Source organism: Amycolatopsis sp. NPDC023774 (genome assembly GCF_040639695.1).
In the GTDB taxonomy this organism is placed as follows: Bacteria; Actinomycetota; Actinomycetes; order Mycobacteriales; family Pseudonocardiaceae; genus Amycolatopsis.
In genome coordinates this window covers 358,449-371,739 of sequence record NZ_JBFAAJ010000004.1, presented here as the reverse complement: position 1 = coordinate 371,739, position 13,291 = coordinate 358,449, and the positions used below count along the sequence as shown (strand labels likewise).

Annotated in this window: 14 protein-coding genes; all 14 read left to right on the top strand. The window is 68.6% G+C overall.

Going from position 1 to position 13,291, the window contains the following annotated elements; genetic code table 11:
- The first annotated feature begins 179 nt into the window (after window positions 1-179).
- On the top strand, window positions 180-734 hold the full coding sequence (gene rplJ, locus AB0F91_RS14065; protein ID WP_360597588.1) for a 50S ribosomal protein L10: 555 nt from the start codon (window positions 180-182) through the stop codon (window positions 732-734).
- A 48-nt stretch (window positions 735-782) separates the two neighbouring features.
- Entirely contained in the window at window positions 783-1,172 is a 390-nt protein-coding gene (rplL, locus tag AB0F91_RS14060; RefSeq protein ID WP_360597586.1) for a 50S ribosomal protein L7/L12, read from the top strand.
- A 263-nt stretch (window positions 1,173-1,435) separates the two neighbouring features.
- Window positions 1,436-1,570 (top strand): hypothetical protein, encoded by a 135-nt coding sequence (locus tag AB0F91_RS14055; RefSeq protein ID WP_285970684.1) that lies wholly within the window; start codon window positions 1,436-1,438, stop codon window positions 1,568-1,570.
- The gene (locus tag AB0F91_RS14050; protein WP_360597584.1) at window positions 1,570-2,775 is read left to right on the top strand and encodes an ATP-binding cassette domain-containing protein; all 1,206 of its coding nucleotides are present in this window, start codon (window positions 1,570-1,572) and stop codon (window positions 2,773-2,775) included. Before AB0F91_RS14055 ends, AB0F91_RS14050 begins: the two co-directional genes overlap by 1 nt.
- Window positions 2,776-2,816: 41 nt before the next feature.
- Window positions 2,817-3,569, top strand: coding sequence for an ABC transporter permease (locus AB0F91_RS14045; protein ID WP_326838172.1), 753 nt, complete (start codon window positions 2,817-2,819; stop codon window positions 3,567-3,569).
- 1 nt (window position 3,570) lies between these two features.
- A complete protein-coding gene (locus AB0F91_RS14040) occupies window positions 3,571-4,407 on the top strand; it encodes an ABC transporter permease (protein ID WP_360597583.1) in 837 nt (278 codons plus the stop codon).
- Entirely contained in the window at window positions 4,404-5,762 is a 1,359-nt protein-coding gene (locus AB0F91_RS14035; RefSeq protein WP_360597581.1) for an MCE family protein, read from the top strand. Before AB0F91_RS14040 ends, AB0F91_RS14035 begins: the two co-directional genes overlap by 4 nt.
- Complete coding sequence (locus AB0F91_RS14030) at window positions 5,759-6,790, top strand: MCE family protein (protein WP_360597579.1); 1,032 nt, start codon at window positions 5,759-5,761, stop codon at window positions 6,788-6,790. The genes AB0F91_RS14035 and AB0F91_RS14030 overlap by 4 nt, the downstream gene beginning before the upstream one ends.
- On the top strand, window positions 6,787-7,773 hold the full coding sequence (locus tag AB0F91_RS14025) for an MCE family protein (protein ID WP_360597578.1): 987 nt from the start codon (window positions 6,787-6,789) through the stop codon (window positions 7,771-7,773). The genes AB0F91_RS14030 and AB0F91_RS14025 overlap by 4 nt, the downstream gene beginning before the upstream one ends.
- Window positions 7,770-8,948 carry an MCE family protein gene (locus tag AB0F91_RS14020; RefSeq protein ID WP_360597577.1) on the top strand — a complete coding sequence of 393 codons (1,179 nt, stop codon included), beginning with the start codon at window positions 7,770-7,772 and terminating at the stop codon, window positions 8,946-8,948. Before AB0F91_RS14025 ends, AB0F91_RS14020 begins: the two co-directional genes overlap by 4 nt.
- Before the next feature lie 2 nt (window positions 8,949-8,950).
- Window positions 8,951-10,183, top strand: coding sequence for an MCE family protein (locus tag AB0F91_RS14015; protein WP_360597575.1), 1,233 nt, complete (start codon window positions 8,951-8,953; stop codon window positions 10,181-10,183).
- On the top strand, window positions 10,183-11,448 hold the full coding sequence (locus tag AB0F91_RS14010) for an MlaD family protein (protein ID WP_360597574.1): 1,266 nt from the start codon (window positions 10,183-10,185) through the stop codon (window positions 11,446-11,448). The genes AB0F91_RS14015 and AB0F91_RS14010 overlap by 1 nt, the downstream gene beginning before the upstream one ends.
- A 51-nt stretch (window positions 11,449-11,499) precedes the next feature.
- Complete coding sequence (locus AB0F91_RS14005; protein WP_360597572.1) at window positions 11,500-12,132, top strand: hypothetical protein; 633 nt, start codon at window positions 11,500-11,502, stop codon at window positions 12,130-12,132.
- A 26-nt stretch (window positions 12,133-12,158) separates the two neighbouring features.
- Complete coding sequence (locus tag AB0F91_RS14000; RefSeq protein ID WP_360597570.1) at window positions 12,159-13,232, top strand: hypothetical protein; 1,074 nt, start codon at window positions 12,159-12,161, stop codon at window positions 13,230-13,232.
- Window positions 13,233-13,291: the final 59 nt, after the last annotated feature.

Below are 13,291 nucleotides of genomic sequence, written 5' to 3'. Positions count from 1 at the left end.
CGGCGCTCGGAACGAAGGTCCCGCGAGATGAGCGGGCGGCCCGCGCAGGAGGAACGAGGTTCGGCTTCCCCTGGGGAAATGCCGTGTGACGCCCCGTGCTGACTGCGCGTGGGCGTTTTTTCGTCTCAGAGGGCTCTCGAAGGACCAGTGGAATCCACTAGCCAAGAGAGGAGGCGACCATGGCGAAGCCCGACAAGGTGGCGGCCGTCGCCGAGATCGCGGAGAGCTTCCGCAGCAGCTCGGCCACCGTCGTTACCCAGTACACCGGCCTCTCCGTGTCCCAGCTGTCCCAGCTGCGCCGCGCTCTCGGCACCAGTGCCAAGTACCGGGTCGCGAAGAACACCCTCGTGAAGCGTGCCGCCGAGGACGCCGGTGTCCAGGGTCTGGACGACCTGTTCGTCGGTGCCACCGCGATCGCCTTCGTCGAAGGTGAGCCGGTCGACGCCGCGAAGGCGCTTCGCGACTTCGCGAAGGACAACAACGCGCTTGTCATCAAGGGCGGCTACATGGACGGCAAAGCGCTGTCCGTGGAGGAGATCGGCAAGATCGCCGATCTCGACAGCCGTGAGGTCCTGCTCTCCAAGGCAGCGGGCGCGTTCAAGGCGAAGCTGTCCCAGGCCGCCGCGCTGTTCCAGGCGCCGGCGTCCCAGGTCGCCCGCCTGGCTGCCGCGCTGCAGGAGAAGCAGGGCGACGCCGCCGGTACCGAAGCAGCCGAAGCACCCGCCGAGAGCTGATCACCCCCACCCCGAACGTCGAGTTCGTTTTTCTGAGAGGAAGCCATCATGGCGAAGCTGAGCACCGCCGAGCTGATCGACGCCTTCAAGGAGCTCACCCTTCTTGAGCTGTCGGACTTCGTGAAGGAGTTCGAGACCACCTTCGACGTCACCGCCGCCGCCCCGGTCGCCGTCGCCGCCGCCGCCGGCCCCGCGGGTGCCGCCCCGGCCGCCGCCGAGGAGCAGGACGAGTTCGACGTCGTCCTCGAGTCCGCCGGTGACAAGAAGATCCAGGTCATCAAGGTCGTCCGCGAGGTCGTCTCGGGCCTGGGCCTGAAGGAGGCCAAGGAGCTGGTCGAGGCCGCTCCCAAGGCCCTCCTGGAGAAGGTCGACAAGGACGCCGCCGAGGCCGCCAAGGAGAAGCTCGAGGCCGCCGGCGCCAAGATCACCATCAAGTGATCCCGGGCGCGCAAGCGCCTGTCGCACCACCTCGTGAAGGGGCGGGCATCCACTCGGATGCCCGCCCCTTTCCCGTTCGCCGCCTCGGCGACCGACTGATCACCGTTCGGGTCCGATTCGCCCGCTTGGACCAGCCGTAACCCGATCGTTGGGCCATCTGGATCTGCGTCACGGGGTGACGTGCACTACCGTGCTGCCAGCGGTCACCGGACAAGGCCACGAACGGGTGAGGTGCTCACCGGCCTCGCCAGGCCGGAAAACTGGTGAGTAACCTGTTCGCACTCAGCTCGTTGCACCTGGTTGACGCGGAGATCGCGGCGCGCATCGGCGCGGGCTCCGCTGCCAGTTGCGGCGGGGCAGCGGTGCGCGACGACGCGGAACAGCTCCTGGAGGTGTGATGGGCGCCGAGGTGGTCATCGAAGGTCTGACGAAGTCCTTCGGCAGGCAGACCATCTGGCGGGACGTGACGCTGACGCTGCCCCCGGGTGAGGTGTCCGCGATGCTCGGCCCGTCGGGAACCGGCAAGTCGGTGTTCCTCAAGTCCATGATCGGCCTGCTGAAGCCCGACAAGGGCCGCTGCGTGATCAACGGCGTGGACATCGTCACGTGCTCCGAGCACAAGCTCTACGAGATCCGCAAGCTCTTCGGTGTCCTGTTCCAGGACGGCGCGCTGTTCGGATCGATGAACCTCTACGACAACGTCGCCTTCCCGCTGCGCGAGCACACCAAGAAGTCCGAGTCCGAGATCCGCCGCATCGTCCAGGAAAAGCTGGAGATGACGGGCCTGGCCGGCGCGGACAAGAAGCTGCCCGGCGAGATCTCCGGCGGTATGCGCAAGCGCGCGGGCCTCGCGCGGGCGCTGGTGCTCGACCCGCAGATCATCCTGGTCGACGAGCCGGACTCCGGTCTGGACCCCGTGCGCACCGCGTACATCTCCCAGCTGCTCATCGACCTGAACACGCAGATCGACGCGACGATCCTCATCGTCTCCCACAACATCAACCTCGCGCGCACCGTGCCCGACAACCTGGGCATGCTGTTCCGCAAGGAACTCGTCATGTTCGGCCCCCGCGAGGTGCTGCTCACGAGCGACGAGCCCGTGGTCGAGCAGTTCCTCAACGGCCGCAAGCGCGGCCCCATCGGCATGTCCGAGGAGAAGGACACTGCCACGATGGCCCGCGAAGAGGCCGAAGCCGCCGCAGGGCACTCCGACGGCTCGCCCGACGAGGACGTCCGCGGCGTCGTCCCGCAGATGCAGCCCAGCCCCGGCCTGCCCGAGCGCGCGGGCGCCCGCCGCCGGATGGACCGCGTGATGCGGATCCTCCACACGCTCCCGCCGGCCGCGCAGGAGGGCATCATCGAATCCCTCAGCCCGGAGGAGCAGCGGCACTACAACGTGCACGCCGCCCGCGCGCCGGCCCGTCGGCCCGGCCCTGAGGACACACAGCAGATCCCCCGGATCTCCGACCGCGGCCCCGTGCCGAACCAGCACCAGGGCCAGCTGCCCGCCGACCAAGTCGCCCGGATCCCCGGCGGCTCCAGCCCGCAAGGGCCAGGTAGCGGCTACTTCGGCCCCGGCGGCAACGGGCCGGGTGGCGCGTGAGCTCGAACGCAGCACCGGCGAGGAAAATCCCCGGGCACGGCATGCTCCGCGAAACCGGGAACCTGTTCGCCCTCGGTCTCGACATCATCCGCGGCATCTTCCAGCGCCCGTTCCAACTGCGGGAGTTCATCCAGCAGGCCTGGTTCGTCGCCAGCGTCACGATCCTGCCGACAGCGCTCGTCGCGATCCCGTTCGGCGCGGTCATCTCGCTGCAGTTCGGTGCGCTCGCCCGCCAGCTCGGCGCGCAGTCCTACACCGGCGCCGGCTCCGTGCTCGCCACGGTGCAGCAGGCCAGCCCGCTCGTCACCGCACTGCTGGTCGCCGGTGCGGGCGGCAGCGCGGTCTGCGCCGACATCGGCGCCCGCACCATCCGCGAGGAGATCGACGCGATGGAGGTGCTGGGCGTCTCCGCGGTCCAGCGCCTGATCGTGCCGCGCACGCTCGCGATGATGCTCGTCGCGCTCTTGCTCAACGGCATGGTCAGCGTCATCGGCGTGCTCGGCGGTTACTTCTTCAACGTCGTCCTCCAAGGTGGCACGCCGGGCGCCTACCTGGCCAGCTTCTCCGCGCTGGCGCAGCTGCCCGACCTCTGGGTCGGTGAGCTCAAGGCCTTGATCTTCGGCTTCATCGCCGCGGTCGTGGCCGCCTACCGGGGTCTGCACCCCAGCGGCGGCCCGAAGGGCGTGGGCGACGCGGTGAACCAGTCGGTGGTCATCACGTTCCTGCTGCTCTTCGTCGTGAACTTCGTGATCACGCTGATCTACCTGCAGATCGTGCCCGGAAAGCTGGACTGACATGACGTTCATCTCGGGTGCCAAGCGCGTCGCCCACCGTCCGCTCGAGACCCTGGACACGCTGGGCGACCAGATGTCCTTCTACGGCCGCGCGCTGCTGTGGACGCCGCGCACGCTGCGCCGCTACATGAAGGAAGTCCTGCGCCTGCTCGCCGAGGTGAGCTTCGGCTCCGGCTCGCTCGCGGTCATCGGCGGCACGGTCGGCGTGATGGTCGGCCTCACGCTCTTCACCGGTGTCCTCGTGGGCCTGCAGGGCTACTCGGCCCTGAACTCCATCGGCACCTCGGCGTTCACCGGCTTCCTCACCGCGTTCTTCAACACCCGCGAGATCGCGCCGCTCGTCGCGGGCCTGGCCCTGTCGGCCACGGTCGGCGCCGGCTTCACCGCGCAGCTGGGCGCCATGCGGATCTCCGAGGAGATCGACGCGCTGGAAGTCATGGGTGTGCCGAGCCTGCCGTACCTGGTGACCACGCGGATCATCGCCGGGTTCGTGGCCGTGATCCCGCTCTACATCATCGGCCTGCTGAGCTCCTACCTCGCGTCGCGACTGGTGGTCATCTACATCTACGGCCAGTCAGCGGGAACCTACGACCACTACTTCGACCTCTTCCTACCACCGCAAGACGTTCTGTACTCGTTCATCAAGGTGCTGATCTTCAGCGTCTTGATCATTCTTTCGCACTGCTACTTCGGCTACCGCGCCTCCGGTGGGCCGGCCGGCGTGGGCGTGGCCGTGGGCCGCGCGGTTCGCCTTTCCATCGTCACGGTTTCGATCGTGAACTTCTTCATCGGTTTCGCCATCTGGGGAACCGACGTCACGGTGAGGATTGCGGGATGATCGCAGGCGGGGCGGGTGGGCCGGTGGCAACACTGCGGCGCAGGCTCTTGGGCCTGCTGCTCGTGGCGCTGCTCGTGGGAGGCGTGGCCCTGAGCATCGCCTTGTACGACAAGGCGTTCACGAAGTTCGTGACGGTGAAGCTCGAGGCCGACAGCATCGGCAACCAGCTGCTGGAGCAGTCGGACGTGAAGGTGCGCGGCCTGATCGTGGGGTCGGTCAAGACCATCGCGGCCACCACCGACGGGGCCGAGCTCACGCTCGAGCTGCAGCCCGACTACGTGAAGCTGATCCCCGAGAACGTCTCCGCGCGCTTCCTGCCCAAGACGCTCTTCGGCGAACGCTATGTGTCGCTGGAAATCCCGAAGAACCCGTCGGCCAAGACGCTCACCGACGGCGACGTGGTCCCGCAGGACCGCACCTCGGGTGCGATCGAGCTGGAGCAGGCGCTGCAGCACCTGCTGCCGGTGCTGCAGGCGGTGCAGCCGCAGAAGTTGTCGAGCACGCTCACCGCGATCTCCACCGCCCTGCAGGGCCGCGGCAAGCCGCTCGGCGAGACGCTCTCGCAGCTGGGCGACTACATCGGCAAGCTGAACCCGCACGAGCCACAGCTGCAGCACAACCTCAAGGCGCTGGCGGACTTCTCCGACAACCTGAGCGCGTCGGCGCCGGACCTGGTGCAGAGCCTCGACAACCTGAGCACGACCACCCGCACCGTGGTGGACGAGCAGCAGAACCTGGCGAGCCTCTACCGCAACCTGACCGCGGCTTCGCAGGACGTGCAGTCGTTCCTGGAAGCCAACTCCCAGAACATCATCAGCCTCGCCGACACCGCGCGGCCCACGGCCGAGCTGCTCGCCAAGTACGCGCCGGAGTACCCGTGCGTGATCGGGCAGATGTCGAAGCTCGTGCCGGTCGTCGACAAGGCGCTGGGCAAGGGTACGAAGGAGCCCGGCCTGCACGCGACGATCGAGGTGGTCGTGAACCGCGGTCCCTACAAGGCCGGCCAGGACGAGCCGCGGTTCGAGGACAAGCGCGGCCCGCGCTGCTACGACCTCAAGAACCTGCCGAACCCGTTCCCGCAGGAGCCGCCGGACGGCGCGTTCAAGGACGGCACCACCCACACGACATCGCCCAACTCACACAGCACCGGCGTGAACCCGGGCAACTTCCTCGCCGACGCCGCGGGCCTCGGCGGCGGTACGAGCGGCGGCGACCCGGCGTACTCGGGCGCGGAGAACGACTTCCTCGGCCAGCTCGTGTCCCCGCAGGTCGGGATGCCGGAAGGTGACTTCCCCGGGTGGGGATCGCTGCTCGTCGGCCCGCTCTACCGGGGTGCGGAGGTGACGGTGAAGTGAGGGGACTGGCCGCACCGCTGATCAAGCTGTCGATCTTCGTGGTGATCACCGTGCTGTTCACCGCCGTGCTCGGCATCAGCATCGCGAACATCAATACCACCGCGACCAAGGACTACTCGGCGCGCTTCACCGACGCGACGCTGCTGCTCAACGGCGACGACGTCCGCATCGCCGGCGTCCGCGTGGGCACGGTGAAGGACGTGAAGATCGTCGACAAGCGCCAGGCGCAGGTCGACTTCGAGGTCGACGCGGGACGGCAGCTGCCGGCGGGTGTCACCGCTCAGATCAAGTTCCGCAACCTCGTCGGCCAGCGTTACCTCTCGCTCGGCGAAGGCAGCGACACCTCCGGCAAGACGTTGCCCCCGGGCGGCACGATCCCGCTCGAGCGCACCACGCCCGCGCTGGACCTGACCGAGCTGTTCAACGGGTTCAAGCCGCTGTTCACCGCGCTGAACCCGGACGATGTGAACAAGCTCTCCTACGAGGTCATCCAGGTACTGCAGGGCGAGGGCGGCACCGTCGAGAGCCTGCTGTCGCACACCGCTTCGCTGGCCACCACGATCGCCGACAAGGACAAGGTGATCGGCGAGGTCATCGACAACCTCAACTCGGTGCTCGACACGGTCAACGCGCACACGCCGCAGCTGAGTGATCTGATCGTGAAACTGCAGCAGCTGGTGTCCGGCCTGGCCGCCGACCGCAAGCCGATCGGCGACGCGATCGACAGCCTCGGCAACCTGGCCCAGACCACCGCCGGCCTGCTCGGCGACGCGCGCCAGCCGCTGAAGGACGACATCAGCGCGCTGGGCGACCTGACCACGAAGCTGAACAAGAACGAGCCGACGCTGGAGCACTTCATCCAGTTCCTGCCCCAGAAGGTGAGCGCGCTGACCCGCACCGCCGACTACGGCTCCTGGTTTAACTTCTACGCGTGCGAGGTCAAGGGGAGCATCGCCTTGCCGCCGCTGATCAACAAGCCTCTCGACGCCACTGTGCTGCCGTCGACCCGGGATAGGTGCAGCGGATGAAGTCCTTCCAGAAGCGCAACCCCGTCCCGATCGCCCTGGTCGGGCTCGCGGTCCTCGTGCTCGGCTTCGTCGCCGCGCTCAACTCCGACGACCTGCCGGTGATCGGCGGCGGCACAACCTACAGCGCCGAGTTCTCCGAGGCCGCCGGGCTCACGACCGACAACGACGTGCGCATCGCCGGAGTGAAGGTCGGCAAGGTCTCCGAGATCAAGCTCGACGGCGCCAGCGTCAAGGTGTCGTTCAAGGTCAAGGACGCCTGGCTCGGCGACAAGACCTCGGCCGCGATCAAGATCAAGACGCTGCTGGGCCAGAAGTACCTGTCGCTGGACCCGCAGGGCGTCGGCACGCTCAACCCGGGCCAGCCGATCCCGCGCGACCGCACGACGTCGCCCTACGACGTGCTCGACGCGTTCCGCGGTCTTTCCCAGACCGTCGACGACATCAACACCGACCAGCTCGCGAAGAGCTTCGACACCATTACGCAGACCTTCGCCAACACCCCCGAGGACGTGAAGGGTGCGCTTTCGGGCCTGTCGAAGCTCTCGGACACCATCGCCTCGCGCGACGCCCAGCTGTCGAACCTGCTGGCCAACACCCGCGAGGTGTCGCAGACGCTGGTCGACCGCGACGCCGAGGTCCAGAAGCTGATCACCGACGGCAACCAGCTGCTCGACGAGATCTCCAAGCGCGAGCAGGCCATCACCGCACTGCTCGACGGCTCCAAGGAGCTGGCCACGCAGCTGCAGGGCCTCGTCGACGACAACGACAAGCAGCTCGACCCCGTGCTCACGCAGCTGGACCAGCTGACGTCGATGCTGCAACGCAACCAGGACTCGCTCGCCCAGGGCATCGCCAAGTTCGCCCCGTTCGTGCGCGTGTTCACCAACACCATCGGCACCGGGCACTGGTTCGACAACTACATCTGCGGCCTGGTGGCGCCGTCGGTCGGCCCGATCAACCAGGAAGGGTGCTACACGAAATGAGTGACACCCGGTTCGGCCAGTCGCTGCTGCGCGGCGCGTCCATCGCCGTCGTGCTCGCCCTCGTGGTCGCGGGCGGCATCTGGTGGACGCTCAAGGACGCGGGGCGCAACCACCTCACCGCGTACTTCTCCGGCGCCGTCGGCCTCTACGAGGGCAACAGCGTGCGGATGCTGGGCGTCGACCTCGGCACGGTCACCAAGGTCCAGCCCATGGGCAACCAGGTGCGCGTGGACTTCGAGTACGACCGCTCGGTGCCGGTGCCCGCCGACGCCAAGGCGCTGATCGTCTCGCCGTCGCTGGTCAGCGACCGCTACATCCAGCTCGCCCCGGCGTACACCGGCGGTCCGAAGATCTCCGACGGCGCCGTGATCCCGCTCAACCGCACCGAGGTGCCGCTCGAGGTCGACCAGCTCGCCGCGAGCCTCGCGAAGGTCAGCGAGACCCTCGGCCCCAACGGCGCCAACAAAAACGGCTCGCTGTCGGACCTGCTCAACACCGTCGCGAAGAACGTGGACGGCAACGGCCAGGCCCTGCACGACACGATCGCCAAGCTCGGCCAGGCGTCCGGCACGCTCGCCGGCAACAAGGACGACCTGTTCCAGACCGTGCAGAACCTCGGCCAGTTCTCGCAGACGCTCGTCAACAGCGACAGCCAGGTGCGCCAGTTCGAGAGCCAGCTCGCCGACGTGAGCGGGTACCTGGCGGGGGAGAAGGACGACCTCGCCGCCACCGTGCAGCAGCTGAGCACCACGTTGCAGTCGGTGCAGAGCTTCATCGAGCAGAACCGCGGCCGGCTCAAGTCCAATGTGGACAAGCTGGCCAGCGTCACCAAGGTGCTCGTGGACCAGCGCAGTGCGCTCGCCGAGATCCTCGACGTGGCGCCGGTGGCGCTGTCGAACCTGGTCAACGTCTACAACGGCTCCTCGGGCACGCTCGACGCGCGGCCGAACCTCAACGAGCTCACGCAGCCGCCGCTGGTGATGGTCTGCAACCTGCTCAAGCAGACGCCCGAAGCACTCAAGCTGCTCGGCAACACGTGCGGCTCGATCGCCGGCGTGGTCGACGGGCTCGTGCCGCTGCCGTCCACCGCGCAGGTCGTGCAGTCACTGCAGAACGGCAAGCTGCCGCCACTGCCGCTCCCGCTCGCGGGCCAGGTCTACGGGACGGGGAGCTGAGCATGAAGCGCCTCAGGAGGGTCGCCGCCGCCGGCGTGGTCACCACGGTGTCCGCGCTGGTGCTGTCCGGCTGCGGGTTCACCGGCATCTACGACGTGCCGCTGCCCGGTGGCGCCGACCTCGGCAGCCACCCGTACAAGGTCAAAGTGCAGTTCTCCGACGTGCTGGACCTCGTGCCGCAGGCCGGTGTGAAGGTCAACGAGGTGCCGGTCGGCCAGGTCGAGTCCGTGGGTCTCACCCCCGACGGCTGGCACGCCGAGGTCACCGTGGAGATCAACGGCGACGTGAAGCTGCCGGCCAACGCGCTGGCCAATGTGAAGCAGTCGAGCCTGCTCGGCGAGAAGTACGTGGAGCTCTCCTCGCCCGGCGACGGCCAGGCGCAAGGCACGCTCGCGAACAACGCGACGATCCCGCTCGCGCGCACCGGCCGCGACGTCGAGGTCGAGGAGGTGCTCGGCGCGCTGTCGCTGCTGCTCAACGGCGGTGGTGTCGAGCAGCTCAACACCATCACCAAGGAGCTCAACAACGCGACGTCGGGCAAGGAGCCCGACATCAAGGCGTTGCTGGACAACGCCAACGAGCTCGTGACCAACCTCGACGAGCAGTCGCGCAACATCACCCGCGCGCTCGACGGGCTCGACCGGCTGTCGATGACGCTCAGGGACCAGAAGGACAAGCTGGTGGGCGCCGTCGACAACCTCGGCCCCGGCATCGGCGTGCTGGAGCAGCAGCGCGGCCAGCTCGTGACCATGCTCAACGCGCTGAACAACCTCTCCGGTGTCGCCACCGACACGGTGAACAAGAGCAAGGCGGACCTCGTGGCCGACCTCAAGGCGCTCACGCCGACGCTGCAGAAGCTCGGCGAGGCGGGCAACGACCTGCCGCAGGCGCTGCAGATCCTGCTGACCTTCCCGTTCACCGACCAGGCCTACGACGACGTGAAGGGCGACTACTTCAACCTCTTCGCGAAGGTCGACCTGAACCTCAAGGACATCATCGACAACCTGGGCCGCAGCCGGGACAACTCGCTGTCGAACCTGCTGCCGCTGCCGGGCCTGACCGGTGGCGTCAGCGGCACGCCGGGCGACCAGCCGCCGCCGCTGCCGATCCCCGGCCAGACGGGCTCGGGTTCGGGCTCGCAGAAGCCGAACTCCAGCGGTGGCCAGGGCGGCGGCCAGCCTTCGCAGGGCGGGCTGTCCGGGCTCTTCGGGATCCTCTCGGGAGGTGCGGGCTGATGTTGCTGCGCAAGACGAAGTTCCAGCTCGTGGCCTTCGCGATCATCTCGATCGTGGCGCTCGTCTACGCCTTGGTCCGCTTCGCCGGCCTCGGCTCGGTGTTCGGCAGCAGCGGCTACACGGTGAAACTCGAGCTCAACGAGTCGGGTGGCATCTTCACCAACGCCGAGGTGACCTACCGCGGCTTCAACGTCGGACGCGTCGGCCAGCTGCGGCTCACGCAGACCGGCCTGGAGGCCGACCTCAACATCGACCCGTCGGCGCCGCAGGTGCCCGCGGACCTCGACGCCGTGGTCGCCAACCGCTCGGCCGTGGGTGAGCAGTACGTGGACCTGCGGCCGAAGAACGACAAGGGCCCGTACCTCGCGGGCGGCTCGGTGATCCCGGCGGCGAAGACGACCGTGCCGGTCAGCACCGACCGGCTGCTGGCCGACCTCGACTCGCTGGCGGCCTCGGTGCCCACCGACTCGCTGCGCACGGTCGTGGACGAGTCCTACGACGCGTTCCGCGGCACCGGCGGCGACCTGCAGCAGCTGCTCGACACCGCGCAGAGCTTCACGGCCACGGCCCAGCAGTATCTGCCGCAGACCGTGCAGCTGCTCGACGCCGGCGGCCAGGCGCTCGACACGCAGAACCACGAAGCGTCGAACTTCGCGGACTTTTCGGAAAACCTCAACGAGCTCACGGGCACGCTGAAGAACTCCGACGGTGACCTGCGCAAGCTCATCGGCATCACGCCGCAGGTCGCGGCGCAGATCGACCAGGTCGTCAACGAGACCGGGCCGGGTCTGGGCGCGCTGACGGCGAACCTGCTGACCACAGCCAACCTCACCGTGACCCGGCTCGACGGCATCGAGCAGGGCCTGGTGACCTACCCGGCACTGGCCGGCGCCGCCTCCAGCGTGGCGCCGGGTGACGGCACCGCCCACCTCGGGCTCGTGCTGAACCTGTTCAACCCGCCGGCCTGCACGAAGGGCTACCTGCCCTACAGCCAGTACCGCACGGGCGCCGACACGTCACCTCGGCCGGCCGACGACAACGTGTACTGTGCCGAGCCCAAGGGCAGCCCCATCAACGTCCGCGGCTCGCAGAACGCGCCGTACGGCGGGGCCCCGGTCACACCGTCGCAGGCCGATGTAGACGCCAACGCGGGCCGTCCGGCCCAGGAGCTGCAGGACATGCGCGACGCCGCCGTGCCGGGCGTAGCCGGGAGCCCGGGTGTCTCGTTGAACAGCCTGGGGGCGCTGCTCGGCCTCGCCGGCTGAGCTGGTCCGCGCTGACGAGGATTTGATGACCGTTACCTACCCTGGAGTGATATGAGTTCCGAACAGGCCGCCGCCGAGGAAGAGGTGACCTCGTCGCCGCCGGAGGCCCCGGCTTCCGCTTCGGAGACCGCGTCGGACGCGGCCGCCTCGCCGGCCAAGCGGTCCCTGCCGGGCTCGCCGCGCGTGTGGCTCTTCGGCGCCGGGGCGTTCGCGCTCGCCGCCTTCGTGGTCGCGGTGGTCTTCGGGATCATGTGGTGGGTCGCGGGCACAGGGGAGAACGCGGCCCTGGCGCTGTCGCGTGACGACGTCGTGAAGGCGGGCGCCAACGCCGTGAAGGCCTACACCGAGGTGGACTACCAGAACCTCGACGCCGTCTTCGCCCGCCAGAAGTCCGTGTCCGACGACGACATGGCCAAGCAGATCGACCAGCTCAAGCCCACCTACGGCAAGGCGCTGACCGACGCGAAGACGAAGGTCACCACGACCGTGCAGGACATCGCGGTCGAGGAGCTCGACGACCACGAGGGCAAAGCCAGCTTCCTGGCCGCCATCAACACCGACGTCACCCAGGGCGCGCAGAGCTCCTCGAAGGCGCTGCGGCTGGAGGTCTCGATGACCCGCGTCGGGAACGACTGGAAACTGTCCGGCATCGACAACGTCCCCCTCGTCGCCTCCGGCCAGTAGCTTCACCGCAGAACGGAGTTCTCCTAGTGCCCCCCTCCCGCCGCCAGCCGCCCCGCAGCAGCACCCCGCCGGCCCGCCGGCCGAGGGTGGCCGGGCTGCGCAAGCCGTCGAGCGCGGACGCGGCACCTGCGTCCACCGACGAGCGGCCGACCCCCGCTCCGGCTCCCGCCGCGGCCAAGCCGCGCCCGCGTCCGGTGCCGCGGACCGGCCCGCTGACCAGCGCGGACCCGTCCGAAGTCACGCAGGAGATCCGGTTCCCGAAGAGCGCGGGGATCTCGCGGTCGCGGGGGCTCGCCACGGAGGACGCTTCGGACGCTTCCGACGTGGACACCGCGGCGGAGGACGCACCCGAGGTCGACGCCCTCACCGGCGAAGCCGTGGACACCGAAACGCCCGGGGAAACCGACGAACCGGTCCGCGCGGCTCCCCGCCGCAAGCGCCGGGACTCGGGTCGCGCGAAGCCCGTGAACGTCGCCGAGGCCGAGCAGGAGGCCGCCGGCGCGCCCGCCGTGCCGCCGCCGTGGGCGAAGCAGCCGCGCCAGGACCGCACGGTCGTGCTGACCGTCGTGCTGCTCGTGGTGGGCCTGGTGTTCGCCGCGGGCGCGGTGTTCTTCAAGCTCGGCTACGACGACGCCGCCGACTCCACGAGCAACACGGCGCTGCTGGATGTCGCGAAGACCGCGCAGGTCAAGGACCAGGTCTCCAAGGCCACCGAGGCGTTGTTCTCCTACGACTACAACAACATCAAGAAGACCGAGGACGCCGCCAACGGCCTGCTCGCCAACGACAGCGTCAAAGCCAAGTACAACTCGCTCATGGGCGAGGTGAAGCGCCTCGCGCCGCAGCAGAAGATGGTGGTGACGTGCAAGGTCACGCGCAGCGCCGTGATCATGCTCAACGGCGACCTCGCGCGCGTGATGGTGTTCGTGGACCAGACCTCCACGCGCGCCGACACCAAGCAGACCACCGCCGGCTCGGCCCAGCTGCACGTCGACGCGCAGCTGCAGGGCGACACGTGGAAGATCACCGACCTCGACACGTACAAGGCCCCGCCGCCGCCCGCGGCCAAGGCGCCGGCCTCGCCGCCGCCGTCTAAGTAAGTCGAAGCGGACGGCCCGGTGCCCGCCTTGAGCGGGTGCCGGGCCTCTTTTGTTTTGTC

Excerpts from the sequence above, each read along its gene's own strand:
- rplJ (WP_360597588.1), top strand. The coding sequence starts at position 180 with ATGGCGAAGCCCGACAAGGTGGCGGCCGTCGCCGAGATCGCGGAGAGC.
- rplL (WP_360597586.1), top strand. The coding sequence starts at position 783 with ATGGCGAAGCTGAGCACCGCCGAGCTGATCGACGCCTTCAAGGAGCTC.
- AB0F91_RS14050 (WP_360597584.1), top strand. The coding sequence starts at position 1,570 with ATGGGCGCCGAGGTGGTCATCGAAGGTCTGACGAAGTCCTTCGGCAGG.
- AB0F91_RS14045 (WP_326838172.1), top strand. The coding sequence starts at position 2,817 with ATGCTCCGCGAAACCGGGAACCTGTTCGCCCTCGGTCTCGACATCATC.
- AB0F91_RS14040 (WP_360597583.1), top strand. The coding sequence starts at position 3,571 with ATGACGTTCATCTCGGGTGCCAAGCGCGTCGCCCACCGTCCGCTCGAG.
- AB0F91_RS14035 (WP_360597581.1), top strand. The coding sequence starts at position 4,404 with ATGATCGCAGGCGGGGCGGGTGGGCCGGTGGCAACACTGCGGCGCAGG.
- AB0F91_RS14025 (WP_360597578.1), top strand. The coding sequence starts at position 6,787 with ATGAAGTCCTTCCAGAAGCGCAACCCCGTCCCGATCGCCCTGGTCGGG.
- AB0F91_RS14020 (WP_360597577.1), top strand. The coding sequence starts at position 7,770 with ATGAGTGACACCCGGTTCGGCCAGTCGCTGCTGCGCGGCGCGTCCATC.
- AB0F91_RS14015 (WP_360597575.1), top strand. The coding sequence starts at position 8,951 with ATGAAGCGCCTCAGGAGGGTCGCCGCCGCCGGCGTGGTCACCACGGTG.
- AB0F91_RS14010 (WP_360597574.1), top strand. The coding sequence starts at position 10,183 with ATGTTGCTGCGCAAGACGAAGTTCCAGCTCGTGGCCTTCGCGATCATC.
- AB0F91_RS14005 (WP_360597572.1), top strand. The coding sequence starts at position 11,500 with ATGAGTTCCGAACAGGCCGCCGCCGAGGAAGAGGTGACCTCGTCGCCG.